This window comes from Nostoc sp. NZL, assembly GCF_015714705.1.
In the GTDB taxonomy this organism is placed as follows: Bacteria; Cyanobacteriota; Cyanobacteriia; order Cyanobacteriales; family Nostocaceae; genus Nostoc; species Nostoc foliaceum_A.
In genome coordinates this window covers 23,458-49,340 of record NZ_WBKL01000039.1, presented here as the reverse complement: position 1 = coordinate 49,340, position 25,883 = coordinate 23,458, and the positions used below count along the sequence as shown (strand labels likewise).

General features: G+C 41.7%; 16 protein-coding genes. 11 read left to right on the top strand and 5 right to left on the bottom strand.

What is annotated here, in order from left to right; genetic code table 11:
• Positions 1-92: 92 nt before the first annotated feature.
• Positions 93-5,453, bottom strand: a complete 5,361-nt coding sequence (locus tag F8R90_RS05560) for a translocation/assembly module TamB domain-containing protein (protein ID WP_196509924.1) — start codon at positions 5,451-5,453, stop codon at positions 93-95.
• A 546-nt stretch (positions 5,454-5,999) separates the two neighbouring features.
• On the opposite strand from F8R90_RS05560, the gene F8R90_RS05555 reads away from it, so the two are divergent.
• The gene (locus tag F8R90_RS05555; protein WP_196509923.1) at positions 6,000-6,593 is read left to right on the top strand and encodes a nucleotidyltransferase family protein; all 594 of its coding nucleotides are present in this window, start codon (positions 6,000-6,002) and stop codon (positions 6,591-6,593) included.
• A gap of 77 nt (positions 6,594-6,670) precedes the next feature.
• Here the strand turns inward: F8R90_RS05555 and F8R90_RS05550 are convergent, their stop codons facing one another.
• The 3 genes from F8R90_RS05550 to F8R90_RS05540 all read right to left on the bottom strand — a co-directional run bounded on the left by F8R90_RS05550 (position 6,671) and on the right by F8R90_RS05540 (position 8,711).
• On the bottom strand, positions 6,671-6,868 hold the full coding sequence (locus F8R90_RS05550; RefSeq protein ID WP_190889987.1) for a hypothetical protein: 198 nt from the start codon (positions 6,866-6,868) through the stop codon (positions 6,671-6,673).
• Between the two features lie 74 nt (positions 6,869-6,942).
• A complete protein-coding gene (locus F8R90_RS05545) occupies positions 6,943-7,941 on the bottom strand; it encodes an ROK family protein (RefSeq protein WP_196509922.1) in 999 nt (332 codons plus the stop codon).
• The gene (locus tag F8R90_RS05540) at positions 7,938-8,711 is read right to left on the bottom strand and encodes a Mut7-C RNAse domain-containing protein (RefSeq protein ID WP_196509921.1); all 774 of its coding nucleotides are present in this window, start codon (positions 8,709-8,711) and stop codon (positions 7,938-7,940) included. Before F8R90_RS05540 ends, F8R90_RS05545 begins: the two co-directional genes overlap by 4 nt.
• Before the next feature lie 577 nt (positions 8,712-9,288).
• On the opposite strand from F8R90_RS05540, the gene F8R90_RS05535 reads away from it, so the two are divergent.
• Both F8R90_RS05535 and F8R90_RS05530 read left to right on the top strand, forming a co-directional pair.
• Positions 9,289-9,738 carry a hypothetical protein gene (locus tag F8R90_RS05535; RefSeq protein WP_196509920.1) on the top strand — a complete coding sequence of 150 codons (450 nt, stop codon included), beginning with the start codon at positions 9,289-9,291 and terminating at the stop codon, positions 9,736-9,738.
• A 79-nt stretch (positions 9,739-9,817) separates the two neighbouring features.
• Entirely contained in the window at positions 9,818-10,795 is a 978-nt protein-coding gene (locus F8R90_RS05530) for a sucrase ferredoxin (RefSeq protein ID WP_196509919.1), read from the top strand.
• Between the two features lie 182 nt (positions 10,796-10,977).
• Here F8R90_RS05530 and F8R90_RS05525 read toward each other — a convergent pair whose 3' ends face one another.
• On the bottom strand, positions 10,978-12,573 hold the full coding sequence (locus tag F8R90_RS05525) for a helix-turn-helix domain-containing protein (protein ID WP_196509934.1): 1,596 nt from the start codon (positions 12,571-12,573) through the stop codon (positions 10,978-10,980).
• 935 nt (positions 12,574-13,508) lie between these two features.
• On the opposite strand from F8R90_RS05525, the gene fdxB reads away from it, so the two are divergent.
• The 8 genes from fdxB (at position 13,509) to F8R90_RS05485 (ending at position 25,816) form a co-directional block, all read left to right on the top strand.
• Positions 13,509-13,802 (top strand): ferredoxin III, nif-specific, encoded by a 294-nt coding sequence (fdxB, locus tag F8R90_RS05520; RefSeq protein ID WP_190730863.1) that lies wholly within the window; start codon positions 13,509-13,511, stop codon positions 13,800-13,802.
• Between the two features lie 502 nt (positions 13,803-14,304).
• Positions 14,305-15,291, top strand: coding sequence for a cytochrome c oxidase subunit II (locus tag F8R90_RS05515; protein WP_196509918.1), 987 nt, complete (start codon positions 14,305-14,307; stop codon positions 15,289-15,291).
• A 60-nt stretch (positions 15,292-15,351) separates the two neighbouring features.
• Positions 15,352-17,040: a cytochrome c oxidase subunit I gene (gene ctaD, locus F8R90_RS05510; protein WP_196509917.1), complete on the top strand. Its 1,689-nt coding sequence runs from the start codon at positions 15,352-15,354 to the stop codon at positions 17,038-17,040.
• A gap of 532 nt (positions 17,041-17,572) precedes the next feature.
• Complete coding sequence (locus tag F8R90_RS05505) at positions 17,573-18,172, top strand: cytochrome c oxidase subunit 3 (protein WP_196509916.1); 600 nt, start codon at positions 17,573-17,575, stop codon at positions 18,170-18,172.
• 79 nt (positions 18,173-18,251) lie between these two features.
• Positions 18,252-18,737, top strand: a complete 486-nt coding sequence (locus tag F8R90_RS05500) for a hypothetical protein (RefSeq protein ID WP_196509915.1) — start codon at positions 18,252-18,254, stop codon at positions 18,735-18,737.
• Between the two features lie 209 nt (positions 18,738-18,946).
• Positions 18,947-19,558 (top strand): cupin, encoded by a 612-nt coding sequence (locus F8R90_RS05495; RefSeq protein WP_196509914.1) that lies wholly within the window; start codon positions 18,947-18,949, stop codon positions 19,556-19,558.
• Positions 19,559-19,641: 83 nt separating this feature from the next.
• Positions 19,642-20,112 (top strand): ArsC/Spx/MgsR family protein, encoded by a 471-nt coding sequence (locus tag F8R90_RS05490; RefSeq protein ID WP_196509913.1) that lies wholly within the window; start codon positions 19,642-19,644, stop codon positions 20,110-20,112.
• 205 nt (positions 20,113-20,317) lie between these two features.
• Positions 20,318-25,816, top strand: coding sequence for a trifunctional serine/threonine-protein kinase/ATP-binding protein/sensor histidine kinase (locus F8R90_RS05485; RefSeq protein ID WP_196509912.1), 5,499 nt, complete (start codon positions 20,318-20,320; stop codon positions 25,814-25,816).
• Positions 25,817-25,883 lie beyond the last annotated feature (67 nt).

The window sequence follows — 25,883 nt, the reverse complement described above, 5'->3', positions numbered from 1 at the left end:
CATAACTATCACTGAGTTTGCAGGCTAGAATACCTATTCAGCAAGGTGTAAGGGCACGGCATGCCGTGACCCTACGGGTGTACTGTATTGATCTAAAATCGGGTTTCATACTCAACTAAAAATCGATTTTCATCCCCCAAATTACTTGAGCCTCGCATGAGAATTTCGTCATTGACTCGATAGAGGACGTTGTAAAGGAAAGAGTCATTACTAGAAAGAGCGCGTGATAAAGAAACAGACACGTTTCTATTGACATCAAACACACCTTCTGCTGATAAATTAAGAATTGAAGCTCTCGATGCTTCATTGGTAGATGGAGTCGGAAATATCCGAAACTCACTGAAACCAACAGCTTGCCCGATCGCAGTGATAGTTCCTTGTAAACCACCTAAAATGCTAGAACTAGCGAAATTAGTCAGCCCTTGGGTGGCATCTGTTTGACCGAAAGAATTCAGAATTGAGCCACCCAGCAGAGCAACTATTTCTCCCCGACTACGGTTGGGTTCACTCGTCAGTTCTAGATTGTCGCCCAATTCACTAGCTGGCCCGTTCACCCTGGCTTGAACGCGAACGCTACGTAAAGTCCCAAAGCTGTTTACAGAAACATCGCTGATTTCAGCAGATAATGGTGATTCCAAAATTCGACTGTTCCTTGCCGATGCTTCAGGGACAATTGCGATTAGTCGAACATCCAGATTTGGGTCAAGTCCTTGACTAGGAATAAACCGCGCAGTGTGTTCGTAGCCCCGTGCTAAGGTGAACTCAGTAGAAAATAAGCTCAGTCGTCCTCCTGTCAAACGAATCACTCCTTCAGGAAGCGGCTTGGCTAATGTACCATTAATGGTCAAATCACCTGTTGCATCAAAGCTTAATATGGGCTGACTAAAGGCGGCTCCTCCTGGTACAAAGTCAAGTAGGGACTGACTGGTAACACGAACATCATCGTCTAAAATCAACTTTAAATCTGCAAACTCTACAGGTAAATTGGGTGGAGTTACTGCGCTAGTGCTACTCTCTGGTGTAGCTACTGGGTCAGCGCTATTCTCTGGTGTCGGTTTGACGTTAGCGTTAATCTCTTCTCTATTTATGACGTTAGCATTCGCCTCTGCTGTCGCTGCTGCTTTTTTATCAGCAGTAGCCGAGTTTCCAATAATCACCTGACCATCACTCAGTTGAATCTCTCCACCAATTACAGGTTTTAACGCTGTTCCGCGAATTATGATATCGCCGCCGACACCGCCTTCATACAGTCCTGCAATTTCAAAATTGAGTTTGTCTGCTATTGATACTGTCAGGGGATTTGCTGCGGCTGGCTGAGAATCAAAAATCGGCAGGATGCCTGATACAGCTACTTGCCCTTCATTGTAAGTACCTTGGATGCTTTCAACATTCACAGTATTGCCATTAAACTGCGCTGTTCCTGTGACATTCGTTAGGGGTTCAGATAAGGCTTCAGCGCGAAAAGTTGCATTATTAAGTGTGGCATTGCCGTTAATAATTGGTTCGTCTAAAGTACCTTGAACATTTAAATCTACTTGTCCTTGACCGTCTACCCAAGCGACTTGATTGTTGGTAAACAGATTTAACAGTGCCAATCCTTCATTGTTCACGCTGGCGTTGATGCTGATTTGATTACTATCCGGTTGCATTTCGGCAAAAGGCAACGGAGCAGGTATGCTACCTGTAATGGCAACTGGCTGCGTTCCTGTCACTAGTAAGGTACTGTCAAAATTCAAACGAGCATTGTTGTAATCAAAGTTCACTTGTCCTGTTTGTACAGGTTGCTGGTTAAGAGTCGCATTCGCTAATGTCACTTCGCCTTTAACACTAGGGTCTTGTAAACTACCTCCTAATGTGGCATCAGCATTTACATTACCAGTGATATCTATGGGGTATTGTTCGATGAAAGGCTCTAAAAGTGATAGAGGTAAACTTGTTACATTCAGGTTTCCAGATAGTTGCTCAGTTCCTAACTGTCCTGAAAACGCCACTAGTCCTTGATTGATTCCAACACTCAAGGGCGAAAGTGTGACAATACCATCGGCAAAAGTGCCTTGAGCAACTACTTGATTGATAGAATATTCACCCCATTGCCAGTTCGCACCTTGAAAATTAAAGCCGACGTTCAACCCGGATTTTAACGAGCCATTGGCTGTAATTGCTCCGCTCAAAGCACCCGTTAATTCTGCAAGGGTGGGCAAAGATGGAGTTTCTTTTCTCTCTTCTTGCTGTTGTTGTGCTATCAATGTTGCAATTTTTGAGAAATATGCTAACTGTGTGAGCAAATCTGCATCGGGTAAACTAACAGACTCAGTTTGAAGTACTTCTGCTCCAGCTAACGTCGGAGACTGCAACCCGCTACCAAGGTCTTGAAGGTCGAAGATATTAAACGCTTGTAAAAGTCTCTCGATTCTGGTTTCACCAAAATTAGCCTGGAATTGAAATTGCGGGTCATTCCCTGGTTGCACATTTCCACTCAGGGCGATGTTGCTATCTCCAATCCGCAATTGACCATTAGCCAAGCTAGCAGTACCATCAGCATAATTGATGCTGCCGCGAAATTCATCTGCTGCTACTCTGGCAACACGAGGCTGTGCGATCGCAACGTCTCCGGCAATGGCATAATTATTTAGATTAACAACTAAATTTCCTGATAGTTGCCCCGCCAGTGGTTGCAATTGATTGTTTGGTAAAAAGCCCCCAACTAAAGCTATAGGAAACTGTTGAGCGTTGATGAGCAAGTTATCTCCCTCAGTTCTACCTGTGGTAACTGCCTCATCCCGCTTGACTAAAAATGAAGTCGGACGATAATCTGCGCCTAAGTTAAGTGCAATCCTATCTTGCTTCCCAGCTAATCGCAGATTTGCCCCTTGCCCCCCTTGAAAGTTTACGTTTCCGGTTAAAAGTGGGTCAAACGCCAAGTTACTAACCTGGAAATTCCGCAGCCGGATATTACCATTAGCTTGCGGAACATCTGGAGTACCTATAACTTGTCCCTTAAAATCTAGTAGCCCCACTAGCGCTACATCACCAGGAACTTGAAAACCAGTATTTTGTAAGTTGAAATTCTGCGCCAGTACATTTAAATTAAATCCCGCAATTTCCGGTGCGCCAGTTGGTGGAGTCTGAATTGCGATCGCACCATTAGCACTCAATCCTGAGGTACTTGCGTTTTCAACTATAATCTGCTGTCCATTCCACTGAAATTGAGCAGTGAGCGGTTTTGCCAGCAGCGCTACCCCTTGGGAAAGACGGATTTGTCCGGCGGCGCGAATATCTGCAAGCTGGAAAGATTCTGTTGTGCCTGCTAACTGAATATTACTATTAAGCCGTCCTCGCAGTTGTGGTGAGAAACGGTTGAGTTGAATTTGAGAAGTGTTGACAACCCCTTGCCAGCGTTGTTGTGCCAGTTGACCTCTAGCTCTGACTGTCCCGCCTGCGACATTCAAAACCGCATCTGGCAAAAGAATATTTTCTCCCTGTTGAGCAACAACAACTCGTCCGGTAGTGGGATAGGTAGCGGTAGGCGCTTGCACCCGCGCTACTGCTTGCAGATTGTTCAAAGTGCCGGAAATATTGGTATTTGCGGATACATTGCCAATGGTGATGCCGGGCGAAGAATTGTATGCTCTGGCGATCGCATCTCCTGGTAAATTTTGTGCTTGAACATTCAACGCCACCCTACCTTGAGGTGCAAGCTGAAGTTGACCGCTAGCTGTTACTTGCCCTCCAACCTCTGGACTTGCTTGAACGCGAGCAATATTGACATTTAAGGGTTTGCCCAGAGAACCAGAAACTTTAGCGTTCGCAGATATACCACCAATATTAATTGGAGTTGAGATACCGTAACCTTGAGCGATCGCATTTCCTGGTAAACCTTGAGCTTGAATATTTACACCTACCTGACCTTGGGGAGCCAGTTGAATTTGACCATTGGCTGTGATTTGCCCTCCGGCTGGCGGCGTTACTTGAACACTAGTAATATCAAGGTTCAAGGGCTGTTTGCTAAGTGAACCAGTAATTTGTGCTTTTGCCGAAACATTTCCAACTGCGATCGGAAGAGTAACACCGTAGTCACGTGCTAGTATATCCCCTGATACACCATCGACTTGAGCATTAAATATAACGTTGTCTTTGGCTCCCACATTAACTTGACCGCCGCCTGTAATTTGACCACCTGCTGCGGGGACTAAATTCAGATTGGATACGGTAAGTTGAGATGCAGTTTCAGATACATTCAAGCGGAAATCAGTGTTAATAGTTTTAAATTGAAGGCGGTCAACTTGAATAGGTTTTGTGTTGCTGACTGTACCGCTAAGGACTGGTTTCTGAAGTGGGCCTAGTACCTGAATATTTGCTTGAATTTCGCCATTAGCTGCGACTGGCGAATTTACATTCAGCGTGTTTAAGATATTTTTTGCATTAACTGGTTTTATCTGAGCTAAAACATTAAAACCTGTTTGGGTATTAATTGTGCCATTTGCCAGAATGGGAACTTGACCAAAATTCGTATTCAAATTCTCTAAAGCAACCGTCTGACCTTGAAAGATAAATCTCCCATTAAAATTAGAAATCGGCTGCGGAATATTTGGAATTTTGGCAGTTACTTGATTAGCAGTAGCCGTTCCCGTTACGGCTATGTCTGAGAGTTTGGGTGGAATCTGAACCCCTAAGTCAGCATTTAAATACCCTGCTTGCAAGGCAATTGGCAACTCAATTAATCTACTAATATCAGATGCTTGTAAATTTTGTGCTGAGAGCTTAAGGCTAGTTTGTTGAGCTTTGAGTTGTGTTTCGCCAACAATTTTAACAGCGCCTCCCCTAGTGAGTTGACCATTGAGGTCATAACCAATCCTTTGATTTTGATCTGAAAATCGCGCAACACCACCAAATTGATCTAATATGACTGAGCCTTTCGGTCTAGTTGGCGCAGCAAATGGCATCAACTCTACATCGCCATCTTGAATTTGAAGTGTCTGCAACTCAGTTTGAATAAAACCTTCTCCCTCGCCAGCCTTAACTTGGGCTGTCACCCAACGACCATCCTTATCCTGTTGAATGTAGACATTCGGTTGAATTAATGTGACATTTAATACTAGTTTTCGGGTGAGGATAAGTTGCAACGGCGAGAACTGCACCTCCAAAGCTTTTGCTACCACCTGATCTGGGTCGGTGGGAGTTGCTGGTATTGATAGAGAGCTAAATCTCAGACTAGAAAGCGAAAAACGTTCAACGTTCCCAACTTTTACCGAACGTCCAAGCAATTGCTCAAGATTTTGCTCCACTAATGGCGCTAAATCTTTATATACATAACTTCTAGCCCACCAAGCACCAACTGCAATTCCAACCAGCAAAACCCCACCTAGAGCCAAACTGGTACGTCCTAAAAGCAGGAGCCATAGACGACGATTAGATGGTTCCTGATTGTTTCCTGAATTTGGAGATCGCGTCATTATTTTTACTAGTACCAGTACTTTTTTCTGGAGTCAGGCCAGAGACAGGCTAGTTGCAATTGTATCAGCCAGTCAAAAGCTATGACTTCATAATTTGTCAGCCGACATGAGTTTTTATTGTCTTTTAATTGATAAATTTCGTTTAGAGTATGCTATTGATTAGCACTTCCTCAATCTCAGCAATAATTGCATCTATTCTCTGATTCAACTTTTAAAATTCTCTAGCCATCCCAATAGTTATTTGATAAAACTTGCCTCCTTTATAATTGGGCAACCCACGTGATTATAAGTCTTTTCTCACGCTATATGTCTTGTTGACGACTATCTTTTGTCAGAATAATTGATATCTTTAGATAGAGTTTATTTGTTTAAATAATATTATTTATCCAAAATTTCAGTAGTTAAATTCTATAATGCTTACTTGAAAAATCCTGTATATACAACCCTGGTTAGAAAAATCAACTCTGTAGAATCTTACCTAATACAGATGACTTTACTATGGTGACTGCTTATGGTATTTTAAGTTTTTATCCCAAAAATAGGGTAATGTCACACTTTGCTATTGTTCTGGCAGCAGGTGCATCTACTCGTATGGGTACTTGTAAAACTTCACTTCCTTGGGGTGAAGGTAAAACATTATTAACTTATCAACTAGAACAGTGGTTGAGTGTAGGTTTTACCCCTGTGGTAGTGTTAGGTTCACACAACAGCGAGAAACAAAAAGTTTGTCCTGAGGGTAGTTTGACTGTAATTAATCCTCATGCCAATACCGGGAAAACAACTTCCCTCCTTACAGGGTTGCAACGTATTCCCCCAAACTTTGAAATATTAGCGATTTCCGCAGTTGATCAACCCAGAAAAATAGAGATTTACCAAAGATTGCTGTTAGCACACCAAGACAATTCAGCAATGATTACTGCACCCACATATCAAAGTAAAATGGGGCATCCATTGTTATTTAGTAATGGGATGCGATCGCACTTACAAAATATCCGTGAAGAAAGCTTAGGTTTACGCCAAATTATCAAAGAATTTTATCCAGTAATTCACCAAGTTAAATTTGATAATCCGGCTGTGCTATTAGATATCAACACGCCAGAAATATATCAGGAACAACTGCATAATTGGGGATGGTATTAATAAATTACTAAAAAGATTCCTAACTTCTTCAAGAAGTTGGGAATCTGAGCTTTGTGATTACTCTTTCACAAACCCAATCACTGATCAGTTGGATCATCAATCATTTCCGGTACTAAAGCTGGATTACTTTTACGTTCTTCTGGTGACTGCTCCCGAATAACATCATCTATCCTCGCAGGGTGTTTGATTTTGTCAAGTACCTCTGGACTTAATTGTGATGGCTCGCCTTCTGGATTCGACTTTTCAGCTTGACTAGGAACTGTTTCCTTATTCATCACTAATTTCCCCAAACTTATACGCCCAGCTTAAACTCTTTTGTGGTGAGAGACACACTATCTTGGGACTTATTTTACACAGTGGTGAGTAACATAGAAGCGATCGCCACAGCCCCCCACAACGGCGCATCATCCCCCAACTCCGCCGGCACAATAGCAAAATCAACCTCTGGCAAAGCCGTCTCCCGCGCCACCTGCTGCATCACCTGCCAAAAATCCTCCCCCGCCTTCGTCACACCGCCTCCCAACACAAAGCGCTGCGGATTCATTAAATTAGCCACATTGCCAATACCCACACCCAGCGCCCAAGCAGCCTTGTGCAAAACTTCCTTAGCCAAATCATCTCCAGCCGTTGCCGCTTCACTTACCAACTGCCCCGTCAGCAACGTTAAATTATTCCCCACCAAACTCCTCAAAACCTCTCCATCTCCGAGTCCTCCGCGCCTCTGCGGTACCCTCTGGGAAGCCCCTGGCGCGTCTATAGTTTCCAAAATTTCCCTAGCATTTTGCGCCATATAAGGCCCCGACGCGAAACGTTCCACACATCCCCGCTTCCCACACAAACACACTGGCCCAGCAGGATCTACAACCATATGCCCAATTTCACCAGCCATTCCACTCACACCCCGCCAAGGCTGGCCGTTCAGTATCCAACCACCACCCACGCCAGTGCTGACAGTGATGTAAAACAGGCTATCGTATCCCTGTCCTGCCCCAAAGCGATGTTCTCCCAAAGCAGCAACGTTAGCATCATTGTCTACACCAACAGAAACCCCAAACTCATCTTCTAACAAACCTTTGAGGGGAATGTTTTCCCATCCAGCCACATGATGAGATAGTCGCACCATCCCTGTGGAAGCGTCAACTGGGCCGCCAAAGCTGACACCGATCGCAGTAGGTTTTGCGTCTTGTAGCAGCGAGTAAATTAGCGATCGCATAATTTCTAAGTCAGTGCTAGCATTAGCATTCGCTGGCGAGAGACGACGTTCATAACGCAACCACTTTCTAGAACCGATATTTACTAATGCTGCTGCTAGTTTAGTTCCGCCAAAATCAAGAGCTAAAATTATCATAGTTTTTTATGCTCCTTATATTTACCTGTTCTGAAGTCAAGCACTTCGTCAATAAATTGTTGCAATCGTTCATAATGGGAACCTTTCCAATAAATGCGATCGCAGTCTTGACAACGCTGGAATTGATCAATCTGCGATCGCACTGTTTCTGGTAGCTTGTCAACGATGGATTGCTTATCTACAGATTCTAATAATCCATTGCAACGCAAACACCGTTTAAATGGTGAAATTAATTTAAACAAGTCGAAGCGTTGCAGTACTTCTATGATTTGTTGTTGAGGGTTAGTATTTCTAACGTAATACCCATGCGTTACCAAACTACGCATCAATAAACCCTTATCACGAGTCAACAGAATCCGCGCTTGGCTGTAAGATATTTCTGCTAATTTCTCATCTTCGTAGTCATTGCGATATAAAGTATCAAAACCTAAAAGTCGTAAAGATGTCGCAAGCTTCCCCAAGTGAATATCTAAAACAAAGCGGATAATACTGAGCGGTTTTGGCAGAACAGAAACGCTTGGTATAATAACACTCCTAGCTGAAATTGGATAAACATTGATAGTATCTCCATCCGAAACTATGTAAGAAAAATTTACATATTCACCATTAACATTTATAAAATCAACTTCGGGATGAGGCACACCCAACGACTCAATCATGTCCTTAATTGAGGCTCTCTCCTCAAAAAAATGGGAGATTTTCACTTGCTTATGATGCCGTGGTAAAAAATGATTCAATTCTCCATGAAAGTAGAAATATGCGATCGCCATAGTTAAAAATCTTGGGATTACTATGAGGGCACATCTGTGTACCCTTACTGGCAACAATTTGTCACAATTGCAAAACTTTATCTATTGTATTAAAAGAATCAATGCTCGCTCAACGGACCTATCTCCACTATAAAATGCCCGTTAACCTTGATTTAACCAATCTTCTAGAAGCAACAAACGGTAAAGTAATTATAAAGATTCTCAAATACTTGCATTTATTATTGAGTTCAGTTACAGTCAAGGCAGATACATATAATCAAACCCTGACATGAGCTTCAGCGAGTTAGACTAGATAAAAGGATAAATACTAGGTTTGTTAATGTTGATATCAGTGACGCTGCTAATAATTAGTCACTAGTTTTGATCGTTAACTGATCGCACATGAAGTACGGGGCATTAAAGCATTTACCCCTAATTTAGTTGTTTTTATTTTTCCGATCTAATTGATAATTATTCGCAATATGAATACATGGATTAACACATTCAAAGCAGATAGTGGGGAAAAAGTTTTAAAACAGGATTGCCTTATCAAAGGATTGTTTGTTTATCAAGTGTTTTCGCATCTACCTTTAGAAATATGTTGCCCACAAAAAAACACAAAGTTATATCTTTATGTGTAAAAACAGGAACTGTAACTAGCTATGTAGATAATTTCAGCAAAACTTTAAATAATTATGTTGCTGCAAGCAATATATTTGATTGTAGTATCAGCTACATCGATATAGTAAGCAAGTTAATTGCCTGTTACTCACTAAGTGATCGCACAAGATTGAATATATTTGATTTTGGGAAAGAAAGCAAGTTCAGAAAAGCCGAGTTTCCGCAAGTTAAAATTTATGAGATACCAAATAACAATAAAACTAGATACAAAATTAACGTCGCTCATACGGAAAAATCTATCTTGACACTGTTTATATCTATTGTGGAGAATTTATTAACCGGAAAGACCTTGCTCAATAATGATGTTATAAAGTGGCTACCTAGTTTTAACTGGGAAATGAATATTGTTCTTTTTTATCTCCTTTAGCCAAGGATATTGTAGCTAAGAACACAATTGTATTTTGTAATACCTTTTGTCCATAAAATACGCTAATGAGTACAGCGAGATGAATACTTTTTTTTGTTCTGACGATTCACAGCAAATAGGAGAAGATGTTATTGGTAGCGCCACCAATTATCAAACTTATATTTTAGTTGAGTGTCCTTTACCTTGGACATCAGAAGCCTTGAATTCCAAATGGGTGCCCCAGAATTTGAGGATTTTGGTAGATGAAGTGAAGCGTGCTAAATTACCAATTAGATTCCTCTTGATTGCTAATGATGTATCCCACAAAGTAAACCACACTACGCTTTTGATTTATCAAAAAGAAGAGGGTCTAAGTAATGGATATCACAAGCAAGAGTTTAAGCTAGCAAATATTGAGCAAGTAGCAGCAGTTGTCCAAAAATGGTTATGGGGTATCAGTTCTAATTCTGAGATAGAAACCAGTGTAACTAAAGATATTTTAGTTTGTACCCACGGTAGCCATGATAAGTGCTGTGCCAGATATGGTGCTCCCTTTTACTTCAATGTTACAGCGAGTAAGGCTGATTTGTGCTTGGATAATGTACGAATTTGGAAATCATCGCACTTTGGTGGACATCGGTTTGCACCAACAGTCATAGACTTGCCAGAAGGAAGATACTATGGTCGTCTCGATCAAGCTTCATTTAGATCGATTTTGACTCGTACTGGCGATATTGAATGCTTAAAAAAAGTCTATAGAGGCTGGGGAATTCTGCCTGCTGCACTTCAGATTTTGGAAAGAGAACTAATCCTTCGCAATGGATGGGATTGGTTTAACTACAAAGTTGCAGGCAAAATTTTGGAGCAAAGTTTAGATAATAGTACTATTCTGGGTGAGCTAAGTTTTGAACAACCTTCTGGTTCTTTCTACACTTACCAAGCTAAACTTGTAAAGGATGAAACCAAAACTCAACAACTGAAGAGTTCATGCAATGCTACACAAGAATTGGTAGTTACTAAATATGCTGTAGCTAGTCTCTGGCTTACTTCTAATAAGGTGATGAGTTATAGCGCATAAAAAGCTGGGGTATGCATCTACCTAATTCGTAATTCGTAATTCGTAATGGGCTACGCCCCGCTACGCTAACGTAATTCGTAATACTCGCCTCCGGCGGGAAGTAAGTTACGTAATTAAGAAAGTCAGTCAGATTTTATCTGGGTTTCCAGGCTTGTATCTGAACCCAAATCCAAAATCCAAAATTAAGATTGAGCCATATTTAGCACTTTTCGTAAAAGTACTTGGTCTTCTAACTTGGCTTTTAAACGACCATTTTCGATATCTCGAATCCAGCTTTGGCTTTTACCTGTGAGTTTTGCTAACTCTCTTTGGGAGAGATTCAAATTTTTTCGCGCTTGCAAAATCTGTTCACCTAGCAAATCGTTGGTAGTTTTGGGCTTCTTTTTAGCTTTAGCAGTTCTTGTTTTCTTTTTTTCCGATTCTGAAATTTGCTGTTCCCATTCTGGTGGGAGTTCAAAAGCCAAAATCCGCGCATTCATTAACAGATTCCACTTACCACGGGGGCCTGTGTCTGTGAGGCGAGTTTCAGCGCCACCATCATTAGTCCAAAATTCTAACGCTTCATCTGGGTCTTCAGGAAGATTAACTAACTTCGCCCACAAAGGTTGAATTTCTGGTGGGTAAGTAATTGGGTCGAAAAGTGGTTTCATTCCATAGTGATTGAGAATTTCCAAATCACTTTCAAAAGTTCGCAGCAGACGTTTGCGTTCTTCCCGTTGTCTGGATGCAAGGGCGACTTTTTCTTCACCATAAGCAATACGCAGCAATGTAGGAATAGTAATGCGTTGTTCTTTGCCCATTTTGGTTTTAAACAGCAACCACAGCATTAGTCGGACTGCGCCTTCATGTTGCTGCCAAATGCTCATGACTGTGGTTAGCAGCGTTTTAGGGAGACTACCGTATTGATAGAATGCGGTTCGCTCTTTACATGCTTGTTTGTTTAAAAAATATTGTGCCCATAAGCCTGCTTTTACTTTAAAAGTTAGCCCAATCAGATATTTGCATCCAAGATTGTCTTCTTGAAAGTGGTGCTGAATATCTACTAAGTGCCACAAGCGACTATTTGTAATAGAGAATCCGTTAATTCGACCTTGTTGGGGCCAGTCAATGGAGATAATCAGGGAGCAAGCTTGCTGAACGATATTTTTCATTAAAGCTAGCTTGGCAGCTTTGCTCAAGTCTTTGCGTTTCTCCATCCCCAAATATTTCTCAATTTGTCGCTCATCGATCGCAAATTCTTGCTCCCAAGGTTGATCTAAAGCTGTGGCGTAAGCTGCAAAAATCAGATGTATGCAAGCGGCTCTGATGTCAAGCCCTTCAATTGCTGCTAAATCTGTGGCTTTGTCGTTAACTTGGAATGGATCTTGGATGTGAAAGGCGATCGCACCTCGACCTTGATTGACTTGTCGGCTGTAACACAAGTAACCCTCTTCATCATTTTCCCAATGTAGGGATGTGCGTTGCGCTAGGACATTACAAGCTTCCCAAATTGCGATCGCTGAAGCAAATGGGTTATTCTTACCATTAGAAAACAAGTCTAAGCTGGTAGCATCTCTTGGTTCTACTTTGCATCTACCCTTTTTCGCCTGCCAGGGAATGGGAGATTTAGTTGGACAAGCTATTACACATTGCGGTTCTGAATAATAGCCCTCACAATTATTACAAAGACCAGGATCAACCCAGTATTCATTGTCCTCTATTCTGATTGCACCCGTAGGACATTGGGGGCGGCAGTTGTCACATCCAACGCAACTGTTGTTAGGAATTGTATAAGGCATTTGGCTCTTTTCCCACTCTAATCGTTGAGATGTCTGGCTCAGGTCTCCCCTGGATGAGTCCTGTCTATTCATGACTCGCTACCACATAATCTTTCTGGCGAGAATAATAATTTCTCACCACATTTATTCCCCACATCCATATTTTGGCTTTGCATCCAATTGGAAGCTATTTAAGGCTTTTTCACCGAGCCTAATAAAACTTCTTATTAACTATACATTTCATGAAAAAAATGATTAGTTTGTTCGTACCGAGCTTAGAAAAAAATCTTAACATTTATTTAATTACGTATCTGATGAACATTTTAGCTTTGACCATAAAGTCTTTTTAGGACATATTTAATCCCGTCACAATTGGACTTTATCTGATTTATTAATAATTTTAATATTTAATGCATGATAATATTCTGCCATCAAATTTACAGTTCCTTCATAAATCAATTAGGTTTCTTCATATGAAATAAAAGTATTTTTTGTCATCATTTATTTAAATAATTGAATCAAAAGTGACTGGGGAATTGTTGCTTTATGAAATACATATTGCATATATAAAATTGTAATTAATGAACATATTGATTTGTATAAGTATATACAGTTTATCTAAATTTACTTGCCTAAACCTAAATATATTTGAAAAATAGTATCATCATTCTTATCTAGAAACCTCCTTTTTACAAGGATAGAGGGTTTCAATTTTTCCTATACCCTGTAAGGATTGGGGTTTGTGAGATTAGGATGCTAACCAAATATGCATAATAATTATTGGCAATAAGTTTCATCTATTAATTGAAATAAAAAACAATATGTAATTGTGTTCAAAGTCATCGAAACTTGATGATAAAAAAGTAATTTTTAAATAGCAAAAAGATAAACTATTAGGATAATATGATGATTAATGCACAAACATATTGACAGGCGAAATTGCCGAGGAATTATTCATGGCACAACTAACAGGTTTGACATTTGGCGGTAAGGCTTGGACACCAAAATTTGCTCAAGAAATCGACAAAGATAAATGTATCGGCTGTGGCAGATGCGTTAAAGTATGCGGGTACAATGTGCTCGGTTTAAAGGCGCTTAATGAAGAAGGTGAATTTGTGGAAGATGAAGATGACGAAGAAATTGAACGGAAAGTAATGGCAGTTACTTCTCCAGAAAACTGTATTGGTTGTGAAGCATGTTCACGGATTTGCCCCAAGAATTGCTACACCCATGTTGCATTAAACAATTAAGATTTTTGGAGTTAGTCAAAATTGTTGTTCATTCAAGGAGGCACTGTTTGGATAAAGCGTAAATGCGCTAGGCAAGGTAACTTGAGGGGAATAATAAATATTTACCGGAACTCATAAAAAGTTCACAGTAAACAAATCCGTAAATCGTAAAGTGTTAGCTATTAACAAATTTAAACTTGCTGCTAATCTAGCCTAATCAATATTAGGTCTAACAGTGCCCTCTTGGAACAACAAGCTTTTCTGGGAGCAGGGGGCTACCTTTTTCATAGGAGTTGAAATATAATTTGTAAGTTTCTGGGGGAAAGATATGGAAAAAATCTGGAAGTTTCCCCCATTTTTTATGGCTGCACGTTAGAAAGTTAATAAGTGAAAACAAAAAACGCTGCCCTGTAAAAGGGAATGGGGAATAGGCAATAGGCAATAGATAACAATAGTCAATGCCCAATGCTCAAAACCCAGAAAATCACACCTTTAAAGACTGTTTACAGAGCAGGTAGCATGTATGCAACAAGTTCCTGTTTCGTTATGGACTCTGGTTGCTGGGATAGTAGTTACAGCAATCAGCATTTGGATTGGTCAAAACCACACTCTGATGCCGGTGCAAGCATCGCTACAAGCGCCTTTGGTAGACGGTTTTTTTAACGTCATGTTTACCATTGCGATCGCACTCTTCTTGGTGGTAGAAGGAACTATTCTGATTTTTTTGGTGAAGTTTCGTCGCCGTCGCGGTGATGATACTGATGGTTTACCAATAGAAGGTAACGTTCCCTTAGAAATCTTCTGGACAGCAATTCCAACAGTGATCGTCCTTGGTTTGGGTATCTACAGCGTAGATGTTTTTAACCAAATGGGCGGCTTTGAGCCTGCGGGTCATCCTCATTCAGCAGCTCATGTTGCTCATATGCCCGGAAGTGCTATTGCAGCTACATTAAGCGATACTGAAGCAACAACTGCCCCCACAATTGGTATTGGCGCGTCTCCTCAAACCCTTAACAAACCAGCCGACTTAGTTGTTGATGTCAAAGGCATACAGTATGCCTGGTTATTTAATTACCCTGATAGTGGCATTACCTCTGGGGAATTACACATTCCCGTCGGTGCTGATGTGCAACTCAACCTTTCAGCACAAGATGTAATTCACTCATTCTGGGTGCCAAACTTCCGCTTGAAGCAAGATGCACTTCCCGGTATCCCTACTGAACTACGATTTGTTGCCACCAAACCAGGTACATATCCCGTAGTTTGTGCTGAGTTGTGCGGTGGTTATCACGGTTCAATGCGGACACAGGTAATTGTCCACACACCGGAAGAATATGAAAGCTGGCGGACAGAAAACCAGATTGCTCAACAGCAAAACCTCAATCAAGTCGTTGCTGTTAATCCAGCCGACTTATCAACATCAGAGTTTCTCGCGCCCCACACCCATGATATGGGAATTAGTGCAGCAACTCTAGAGTCAATGGTCATTGGTCAGGAGAGACGCGATTAATCGCGTCTGTACAAGAGCTTTGGACGTTTGACCCTAGACTCCCCATAGTGGTAAAAAAATATGACGCAGGTAGAATTCCCACGGAATACTCCACCAGAAGAAAATAAACCGGAAATGGTGGCTGGCCACACCTCCCATCCGAAGGCGTGGAAATGGCAGGATTATTTTACATTTAATGTTGATCACAAGGTTATTGGTATCCAATATCTAGTGACGGCGTTTGTGTTCTATCTCATCGGCGGACTGATGGCGATCGCTCTGCGTGTCGAATTAGCAACACCAGATGCAGACGTACTCGACCCCAATCTATATAACGCTTTCATGACCAATCACGGGACGATCATGATCTTCCTGTGGATTGTCCCTAGCGCCATTGGGGGATTTGGTAACTATTTGGTGCCGTTGATGGTCGGTGCTAGGGATATGGCTTTCCCGAAGCTGAACGCGATCGCCTTTTGGTTAAACCCGCCAGCCGGTGCGCTGATTTTAGGTAGTTTCATTTTTGGCGGTTCCCAATCTGGTTGGACAGCTTATCCACCTTTGAGTTTGGTGACAGCGCCAATCGCTCAAACTATGTGGATACTTGCGATCGTTTTGGTGGGAACTTCCTCAATTTTGGGTTCACTGAACTTTGTGATCACCATTTTGATGATGAAAGTTCCTAGCATGAAATGGGATCAAGTGCCCCTATTTTGCTGGGCAATCTTGGCAACCTCCATTCTGGCACTGCTTTCCACACCTGTATTAGCAGCAGGTTTAGTTCTGCTGTTGTTTGACCTCAACTTTGGCACCTCCTTCTTTAAACCAGATGCAGGTGGTAACGTTGTAATTTATCAACACTTATTCTGGTTTTATTCTCACCCGGCAGTATATTTAATGATTCTGCCCATCTTCGGCATCATGTCGGAGGTAATTCCAGTTCACGCCCGTAAGCCAATCTTTGGTTATAAAGCGATCGCTTATTCTAGTGTAGCTATCTGCGTTGTGGGTTTGTTCGTCTGGGTACACCACATGTTTACCAGTGGCACACCCGGTTGGATGCGGATGTTCTTCACTATCTCCACTCTTATAGTTGCAGTTCCCACTGGCGTAAAGATTTTTGCCTGGGTTGCTACCCTCTGGGGTGGTAAAATCCGCTTCACAGGTGCGATGCTTTTTGCCATTGGCTTGTTGTCCATGTTTGTCATGGGCGGCTTAAGTGGTGTGACGATGGGAACAGCTCCCTTTGATGTTCACGTCCACGACACATATTATGTTGTCGGACATTTCCATTACGTTCTGTTTGGCGGTTCCGTGTTTGGCATCTACGCCGGTATTTATCACTGGTTCCCAAAAATGACCGGACGAATGCTGAATGAAAGCTTGGGACGCATTCATTTCGCCCTTACTTTCATCGGCACTAATCTGACCTTTTTACCCATGCACGAGTTGGGTTTAAAAGGAATGCCTCGACGAGTGGCAATGTATGACCCCCAATTTATCGACCTCAATCAAATTTGTACCTTTGGTTCATTTGTTTTGGGGATATCGGTAATTCCTTTCGCCATCAACATGATCTACAGTTGGCTGAAAGGGCCTTTGGCTGGTGATAATCCTTGGCAAGCTTTGACTTTAGAATGGACAACTAGCTCACCACCTGCAATTGAAAACTGGGAAGTGTTGCCGGTTGTCACTCATGGCCCTTATGACTACGGTCATGGTCACAGTAATGAAGTACAGCCATCTGCAACACCGGAAGCTAGTGCTTAGTTAATAGATTAAGTACTGCGATCGCTGTTAAGGTGACTGTAATTTCTAGTCATTTAATTTGAGAACTCGAAACTCCAAGCTTAGAACTCGGAACTTGAGCTTCAGAACTCGGAACTTCAAGCTTGGAACTCGAAACTTGAGCTTCAAAACTCGAAACTCCGAGCTTGGAACTCGGAACTTGAGCTTCAGAACTCGGAACTCCGAGCTTGGAACTCGAAACTTGAGCTTCAGAACTCGGAACTTGAGCTTCGGAACTCGGAACTTGAGCTTCAAAACTCGAAACTCGGATTTTTGAGAATTCCTGAACAAGTGAAGGGTTAATACTATTTCACTTTAATAATGATACAAATACGCTGGTAAGGGCATGGTAATGCCATGCCCCTACGAGAAATCTATATGTATCAGGATTTTTGTGAATTGGTATAAGTTAAACAGGGATTTTGGATGAAGAATGAAAATTTTGCCGCTTCACACTTCATTCTTCATTCAAGCTTCCACAACAGACACAGTGGATAATATTGTCAAAAAATCTATGACCATAGCTACAACCACGAGTCAAGATCACAGTGCAGGACACGAAGAACATCCAGATTTAAGAGTCTGGGGATTGTTGACATTCCTAGCCTCTGAATCCCTGATGTTTGGGGGATTTTTTGCCACTTATTTATTTTTTCGAGGTACTACAGCAGTTTGGCCTCCAGAAGGAAGCGAAGTAGAACTACTTGTACCGACGATTAACACCATTATTCTGGTATCTAGTAGTTTCGTCATTCACTTCGGTGATAAGGCGATTAAAAAGAATAATGTCAAGGGAATGCAACTATGGTATGCAATTACTGCAATCATGGGCGCAATATTCTTGGGTGGTCAAGTTTATGAGTACTCAACATTAGGATACGGACTGACTACCAACGTCTTCGCCAACTGCTTTTATATCATGACAGGGTTCCACGGTTTGCACGTTTTTGTGGGACTGTTATTGATATTACGAGTATTGTGGCGATCGCGTCTTCCCGGTGAATATTCTGCAACCAATCATACTTTCATCGAAATGACAGAAATTTACTGGCACTTCGTAGACATTATCTGGATTGTTTTATTCACCTTGGTGTACGTTCTTACTTTGTTTTAACAAAAGTTAGGAGTTAGAGATTATTAAGTCTTAACTTCTAACTCCTCACTCCTAACTCCTAACTCTCAAAAAGATTATTATGCAACTTGATGCAAACAAATTCTCGTGGTTCGAGGTTCCAGAAGACATCAAAAATCTATTAGTTTTAGCTGCACAAAACTGGGAGAACACATCAGAGTCGGAAAAGTATATTCAACAAGCTTTAGATAAGACTGGTGAAAATACAGATGTCTTAGTAGCAGCATATAGATTTTTTTATTATAAGAATAATTATTCTCTTGCATTACAAACAACAATCAAATTATTAGATAAAATTAAAGAACTAGAAAAATTACCTGAAGACTGGGAGCAACTTAAGCTTATATTAGTCAATCGCAAAGAAGACCCACAAATTCGATTGTACTTAAATGCTTATGCTGCTTCTGGATTAGTACTAGCAAAGTTGGGAGCAATCGAGGAAGCAAAAGAGATCAGCACTAAAGTCAAAGAGATAGACGAAAAGCATGACTTTGGAGCCGGAATTCTCCTGGATATTTTGACACGTCCAGCAGAAGAAGATGATTAATTAGTCAGCAATCAAAAATCAAGGTGAACAATCATGAACAATTGGTTATCTACTACATCATATTCCTCTTACTCCCTGTTAGGAGCGGCTACTGATAGTAACTCTATCTTTCCTCCTATTACCATACCTACTAAACTTCCTGTAGGCAATATTCCTAATGTCTCTCCGATCCTGATCATCCAATCTTCGCCGTTATCAATTTAAAAGTTATGAAAGGTAGGGATTGGCTGCTAACGGGGGACGGTCAGTATCAAGCCTGTAAATCTGTGAGAGCATGGGATTTATTGAGAGAAAATTACCGCCTTTATCGGTTTTTAACTGAGGTGGAAGATGTTCTCAATAGTGGTGATAATGAGGCCAATTGTCTGCCAGAAATTCGGATGCTCGTAAGGCGCTTGATAGTAAATTCCTACTGGGTGCAAAGTCAACATTTAGAGCCTTCACCCAAAACGGGAAACTCTGTTTTACTCCTATATGATGAATTGGGTTTTCCGTTGACGGTGCAAACAGTAACATTTGCACCAGGAACCCGATCAACCATTCATAATCATGGGACATGGGGAATAGTAGCGGTGTTAAAAGGTGAGGAAAAAAATACTTTTTGGCGACGCACTCATAGCCCAGAATTTCAGGACAAAATTGAACAGACGGGAGAGATAACTCTATTGCCAGGGGATATTATTAGCTTCACTCCTGATGCAATTCACAGTGTAGAAGCAATGGGTGATGAACCAACTGTGACTTTTAATATCTACGGCGAAACTGATCCAGATGAGAGATTTGAGTTTGACTTAGGTACTCATCAGGCTAGGAATTTTTAATTAGGCATCGTCAGGGTTTATAGTTAGACGCTTTAGCGCTAAAGCGCCAACTACAAACAATTGAGTAATTAGGAGATAATTGTATGGCAAGAGTAAGTTTCTATAGCAAACCAGGCTGTAAAGGTGGCACTAAGCAAAAAGTTTTGCTCACAGCTGCTGGTCATGAGGTGATACCATACAACCTGCTAACAGAACCTTGGACAGTTGAACGGTTGCGCTCATTTTTTGGCGATCGCCCCGTAGCCGAATGGTTTAATCTTTCCGCCCCCAAGGTAAAATCTGGTGAGGTGGTTCCTGAAAAAGTGGATGAACAAACCGCTTTGGCGCTGATGCTGAAAGAACCACTGTTGATTCGCCGTCCTTTGTTAGAAGTAGGCGAACAGCGCGAGGTAGGATTTGATGTACAAAAGATTGATGCTTGGATTGGCTTACAAGCTGTGGATGAATCCTTGCAAGAAATCAGCGACAAGCTTATGAAGGAGAATTTGCAAGGCTGTTCTCACGGTCACGATCATGGGCATAAACACCATAAGGAAGGTGGCTGTAAGCATTAGTACAGGATTTTTGCAGTGATGCAATCTGTTAAAACCTGAATTATTGGGACTTGAGATGCAGCAATGCTCTCAAGTCCCAACATACAACTTTGGAGTGAATTAGTCTTTGTAACATCTCGTGAAATTATGCTGATTTTCGTCACAAATGTTACAAAGCTAAACTTGCATGGGCATAGTAAGAATGCTTATATTGCAAGAAAAAACAATGACAGCTACTTTATCTGGTTATCAACTCCTCGAAACCCTTCACTCTGGTAGTAAAACCGTCATTTATCGGGGACGGCGAGAAATCGATAACGTCTCTGTCATTGTTAAAACTCTCCTGTGCGAACATCCACTCTTAGAAGACATTGCGCGACTGCGCCACGAATATCAAATCATTGAGCCTCTGCAAATTCCTGGCATTGTTAAAGCCTACGAGTTAAAGAATTATCAGCATGGACTGGCTTTGGTTTTGGAAGATATTCCAGGTTGCTTGCTCCAAGAACTGATTGCAACTCAAACAACCACCTTGATTACTTTCCTCAAGGTGGGGATTAATTTAGCACATATTTTAGGAGAACTGCACGCCCAACAAATTATTCACAAAGATATTAAGCCGCACAATATTATAATTGACCCCGATTCTGGCGAAGCCAAACTAATTGACTTTAGTATCTCCTCGCGCCTTGATAAAGAAAATCCCACCTTGAGCAATCCTAATTTGCTCGAAGGTACGCTTGCCTATATGTCGCCTGAGCAGACCGGCAGAATGAATCGGGCGGTTGACTATCGCACCGACTTTTATTCGCTGGGTGTCACTTTATATGAAATGCTGACGGGTATTTTGCCCTTTCAAGCTGTTGACCCGATGGAGTTGATCCACTGTCACATTGCCAAAACACCAGCCGCACCTTGTAGCGAAACCGTGTGTCGTGTTTTGGAAGATGTGCCGGAGGCAATTAGTGCAGTTATTTTAAAATTATTAGCGAAAACAGCAGAGGAGCGGTATCAAAGCGCCTGGGGACTGAAAGCGGATTTAGAGGAATGCTTGTTTCAACTTCATACGACTGGAAAAATTGAAAACTTTGTACCGGGAAGACAAGACAAATCTGGGCATTTTTTGATTCCGCAAACACTATACGGACGCGAAGCAGAAGTAGCAACATTGATGGCTGCATTTAAGCGTGTGGCAGGTGGTAGCAGCGAACTCATGCTCGTTTCTGGTTATTCGGGGATTGGAAAGACAAGTGTCGTCAATGAAGTTCATAAACCGATTGTAGGAGCAAGAGGTTATTTCATTGCAGGCAAGTTTGACCAGTTCAAGCGCAATATTCCTTATGCATCTTTGATTCAGGCGTTCCAATCTTTAATTGGGCAATTACTCACTGAAAGCGAAGCCCAAATCCAAGTGTGGAAAGAGAAACTCCTAACTGCATTGGGTGAGAATGGGCAAGTCATTATCGATGTGATTCCCGAAGTCGAACTAATTATTGGAACTGTACTACCCGTAACACAACTTGGTGCGGCTGAATCTCAAAATCGTTTCAATCGTGTTTTTGGGCAATTCATTGGCGTATTCACAACCCAAGACCATCCTTTGGTTGTGTTTCTCGATGATTTGCAGTGGGCAGATTCGGCATCGCTGAACTTAATTGAGCTATTGATGACGGATAGCGATCGCAAATATTTATTGTTAATCGGCGCATATCGGGATAATGAAGTGTCGCCCACCCATTTGCTCATGCTCAGTTTGGACAAGATTCAAAAAGCAGGTGCAGCGCTGAATAACATTGTCTTGTCACCGTTGCAGTTAACAGATGTGGAAGACTTAGTTAGCGATACGTTGAATGACACACAACACAGCAAGCCATTAGCAGAATTACTGTTCCACAAAACTGGAGGAAACCCTTTCTTCTTAACGCAACTGCTCAAAACCTTATACCAGGAAGACTTGTTAACGTATGACTTCCAGTCTGGAGTTTGGCAGTGGGATATCCAACATATTCAAGCGATTGGTCTTACTGACCTGAATGTGGTTGAACTGACGGCGAGAAATATTCGTAAACTGTCTCTAGAGACGCAGCAAGTACTCAAACTTGCTGCTTGTATTGGCAACACATTTAATCTGGATGTATTAGCGATCGTTAACGAGGCATCTTCTCTAACGACTGCGGCGCAATTGTGGTCTGCGCTTCAAGCTGGGTTAATTTTGCCGTTAAATCAGGACTACAAAATTCCCTTGGCATTTAGTCAGGAGGATTCAGGCGGCGTTACCTTAACAGATGTCAAAGTTGATTACAAGTTTTTACATGACCGAGTACAGCAAGCAGCGTATTCTCTAATTCCCGATGAGCAGAAGAAAGCAACGCATCTCAAAATTGGTCAATTACTGCTGCTAAATACTACATCAGAAGAACGCAAAGAAAATATATTTGCTTTAGTTAATCAACTCAATTACGGTGCTGATTTACTGATATTTGAAACAGAAAAATATGAATTTGCTGAACTTAATCTGATCGCAGGCCAAAGAGCGAAAGCAGCTACAGCGCACGATTCTGCCATCAAATATTTGCAAGTCGGTTTAGATTTGTTAGCAGAAGATAGCTGGGAAAGTCAGTACAACCTGACATTAGCACTGCATGAGGAAGCGACAGAGGCAGCTTTTTTAAGCGGTGATTTTGAAGGAATGCAGAGATTTGTTGAGATAGTACAAAACCACGCTAAAACGCTGCTGGACAAAATTAAAGTGTATGAAGTCCAGATACAAGCTTACGTAGGGCAAAACAGGCTGCTAGAAGCGGTTAGTACGGGACTACAAGTTTTAAAGCTATTAGGAGTAGAGTTTCCCCAAAAGCCGAACCCGTCAGATATTGGACAAGCACTCTTTGAAACTGCGGCAATTTTAAATGGAACGCAAATTGAGGATTTAGTTGATTTACCTCAAATGAGCGATCGCTATAAATTAGCAGCTATGAAACTTTTGTCAAGCATTTTTGCTGCTGCATACATTGCTACGCCAGAATTGTTGCCTTTGACGGTATGCAAACAAGTAAATCTATCCGTCCAATATGGTAATGCTTCTGTATCTCCCTTTGCTTATGCCAATTATGGTCTTCTTCTTTGCGGAGTAGTGGGAGATATTGATTCAGGTTATCGGTTCGGTCAATTGGCTTTAACTCTGGTGTCAAAGTTAAATGCTCAAGAAATCAAAGCTAAGACACTCCTGATAGTAAATACATTTATCCGACCTTGGAAAGATCATCTGAGAGAAACCTTAGAACCTTTTGTGTCAGTTTACTCTAGTGGGCTGGAGACAGGAGATTTACAATATGCTGCCTATGGTTTACTAATGTATTCCTATTTAGCTTACTTTAGCGGCAAAGAACTGACTTTTCTAGAAAGAGAGATAGCAATCAACAGAAATGCTATTTATAAAATTAAGCAAGAAACAGCACTTCATTACATAGAAACCTATTGGCAGGCTATCTTAAATCTGCTCGGAAAAAGTGAAAATATTTGCGGACTCAAGGGTGAAGCTTGCGATGAGCAGATAAAGTTACCATTGCACAAGCAAGCGAATGACATATTGGGAATTGCCTACATATATTGGAACAAACTTTTACTTAGTTATTGGTTTGAAAATTACTCAGAAGCTATTGAAAATAGTGTTATAGCACAGAAGTATTTGGACATAGTGATAGGATTGCCCATTGTTCCTCTATTCCATTTTTACGATTCTTTAGCACGGCTAGCAATATATCCCAATCGCCAAGAGTCAGAGCGAAATGCCATCCTTGATCGCGTCCGAGATAATCAAGAAAAAATGCAAAAATGGGCGCATCATGCCCCAATGAATCATTTACACAAATTTTATTTGGTAGAAGCAGAACGGCATCGGGTTTTAGGCGAAAAAATCGAAGCGATCGAGATGTATGATCGGGCGATCGCACTTGCTAAACAAAACGAGTACATCAACGAAGAAGCCCTCGCCCATGAACTCGCTGCCAAATTCTATTTGTCATGGGGTAAACAAGCGATCGCTAGCACCTACATGACAAATGCTTACTACGCCTATAGCCATTGGGGAGCGATCGCTAAAGTCAAAGAATTAGAAGCACGCTATCCGCAATTGATTGTGCGGTCAAACACACAAAAGCTAGAAACGAATTATAAAGAATTTACACTAGACAACTCCACGACTAGCGGCAGCGCTCAAATTCTCGACTTGATGACAGTGATGAAAGCTTCACAGGTCTTGTCAGAAGAAATAGTGCTGAGTCGCCTGCTCGAAAAATTGATGAAAAATGTCATCCAAAATGCTGGCGCTATCCAAGGTTACTTTATTGCCAAGCACGAGAATCAATGGATACTAGAAGCAGCAGGAACAATTGCAGGTAAGGAAGTTAGCGTTGTTGTTAATGGGCAGGATGAAACTAATTTACCCTTACTTCCGGTTGCCTTATTCAACTATGTGGAAAGAACCAGAAACAACCTAGTTTTAGACGATGCTGTTAAAGACTCCCGTTTTGCCGCTGATGCTTATATCGCCACTTACCAATCTAAGTCAATTTTGTGTCTACCGTTGATTCACTCTGGCAAGTTTACTGGTCTTCTTTACCTGGAAAATAATCTTATTCCTGGCGCTTTTACCCCAGAACGGGTAAATGTTCTGAGTCTGTTGATAGCACAAATTTCGATCGCGATCGAGAACGCCCGTCTCTACACCAACCTACAAGCTTACTCGCAACAACTGGAAGCCAAATCACAAGAACTCGAAGTTAAAAATGAAGCTTTGCAAGCATCCGAAATGCGAGAGCGAGAAAAAGCCGAACAACTCGAAAAATCGCTGCACAAACTGCAACAAACCCAGGCTCATCTTGTGCAAACCGAGAAAATGTCGAGCTTAGGGCAACTGGTAGCTGGCGTTGCTCACGAAATCAACAATCCAGTCAATTTTATCTTTGGCAACCTGACTCATGCCAACGGCTACACCCAAGAGGTGCTGAGACTGCTGGAACTTTACCAGAAACATTACCCATCTCCCCATCCAGAGATTCAGGAAGAAGCGGAGGCTATCGATCTAGAATTCCTGCTAGAAGACTTGCCTAAGCTACTTTCTTCTATGCGGGTTGGAGCAGACCGAATTCGGCAAATTGTTGCTTCCCTGCGAACTTTCTCACGCATGGATGAAGCCGAGATTAAAGCCGTTAATATTCATGAAGGGATTGACAGTACCATAATGATTCTGCAACATCGCCTCAAGGCAAAGTCAGATTGTCCCGCTATTCAACTTGTTAAACACTATGCCTTGCTGCCCCAAGTGGAATGCTATGCAGGACAACTCAATCAAGTGTTCATGAACGTGTTGAGTAATGCGATCGATGCTTTGGAAGAGTCATTAGTGGAAAATCAAGAACAAATAACAACTCCAACTATTACTATTTACACTGAACAAATTGATGCTCATCAAGTCGAAATTCGGATTGCAGACAATGGTATGAGTATACCAGAGCCTGTTCGCCGCCGCCTGTTTGATCCTTTCTTCACCACAAAACCTGTGGGTAAAGGAACAGGTATGGGTTTGTCGATTAGCTACCAAATTGTCACCGAAAAACATGGTGGTTCACTCTCTTGCACCTCAGAACCCGGCAAGGGAGTGGAGTTTCAAATCCGCATTCCAATTTGCCAGGAAGTCAGCAAGAACCTTGTGGTTAGTGTCTAGAGACTGAAATACAGCGTATTTCAGCTAAATGAAGCGTACGCGTAGGGGCACTCTCAATACGGTTCGG

What these genes read in the sequence shown, in the direction of transcription:
- F8R90_RS05555 (WP_196509923.1), top strand. Translation starts at nt 6,000, where the DNA reads ATGTCACACTTTGCTATTGTTCTGGCAGCAGGTGCATCTACTCGTATG.
- F8R90_RS05540 (WP_196509921.1), bottom strand. Translation starts at nt 8,711, where the DNA reads ATGGCGATCGCATATTTCTACTTTCATGGAGAATTGAATCATTTTTTA.
- F8R90_RS05490 (WP_196509913.1), top strand. Translation starts at nt 19,642, where the DNA reads ATGGCAAGAGTAAGTTTCTATAGCAAACCAGGCTGTAAAGGTGGCACT.
- F8R90_RS05485 (WP_196509912.1), top strand. Translation starts at nt 20,318, where the DNA reads ATGACAGCTACTTTATCTGGTTATCAACTCCTCGAAACCCTTCACTCT.
- F8R90_RS05495 (WP_196509914.1), top strand. Translation starts at nt 18,947, where the DNA reads ATGAAAGGTAGGGATTGGCTGCTAACGGGGGACGGTCAGTATCAAGCC.
- F8R90_RS05560 (WP_196509924.1), bottom strand. Translation starts at nt 5,453, where the DNA reads ATGACGCGATCTCCAAATTCAGGAAACAATCAGGAACCATCTAATCGT.
- F8R90_RS05500 (WP_196509915.1), top strand. Translation starts at nt 18,252, where the DNA reads ATGCAACTTGATGCAAACAAATTCTCGTGGTTCGAGGTTCCAGAAGAC.
- F8R90_RS05515 (WP_196509918.1), top strand. Translation starts at nt 14,305, where the DNA reads ATGCAACAAGTTCCTGTTTCGTTATGGACTCTGGTTGCTGGGATAGTA.
- ctaD (WP_196509917.1), top strand. Translation starts at nt 15,352, where the DNA reads ATGACGCAGGTAGAATTCCCACGGAATACTCCACCAGAAGAAAATAAA.
- F8R90_RS05550 (WP_190889987.1), bottom strand. Translation starts at nt 6,868, where the DNA reads ATGAATAAGGAAACAGTTCCTAGTCAAGCTGAAAAGTCGAATCCAGAA.
- F8R90_RS05530 (WP_196509919.1), top strand. Translation starts at nt 9,818, where the DNA reads ATGAATACTTTTTTTTGTTCTGACGATTCACAGCAAATAGGAGAAGAT.
- F8R90_RS05545 (WP_196509922.1), bottom strand. Translation starts at nt 7,941, where the DNA reads ATGATAATTTTAGCTCTTGATTTTGGCGGAACTAAACTAGCAGCAGCA.
- F8R90_RS05505 (WP_196509916.1), top strand. Translation starts at nt 17,573, where the DNA reads ATGACCATAGCTACAACCACGAGTCAAGATCACAGTGCAGGACACGAA.
- F8R90_RS05525 (WP_196509934.1), bottom strand. Translation starts at nt 12,573, where the DNA reads ATGCCTTATACAATTCCTAACAACAGTTGCGTTGGATGTGACAACTGC.
- F8R90_RS05535 (WP_196509920.1), top strand. Translation starts at nt 9,289, where the DNA reads ATGTTGCCCACAAAAAAACACAAAGTTATATCTTTATGTGTAAAAACA.
- fdxB (WP_190730863.1), top strand. Translation starts at nt 13,509, where the DNA reads ATGGCACAACTAACAGGTTTGACATTTGGCGGTAAGGCTTGGACACCA.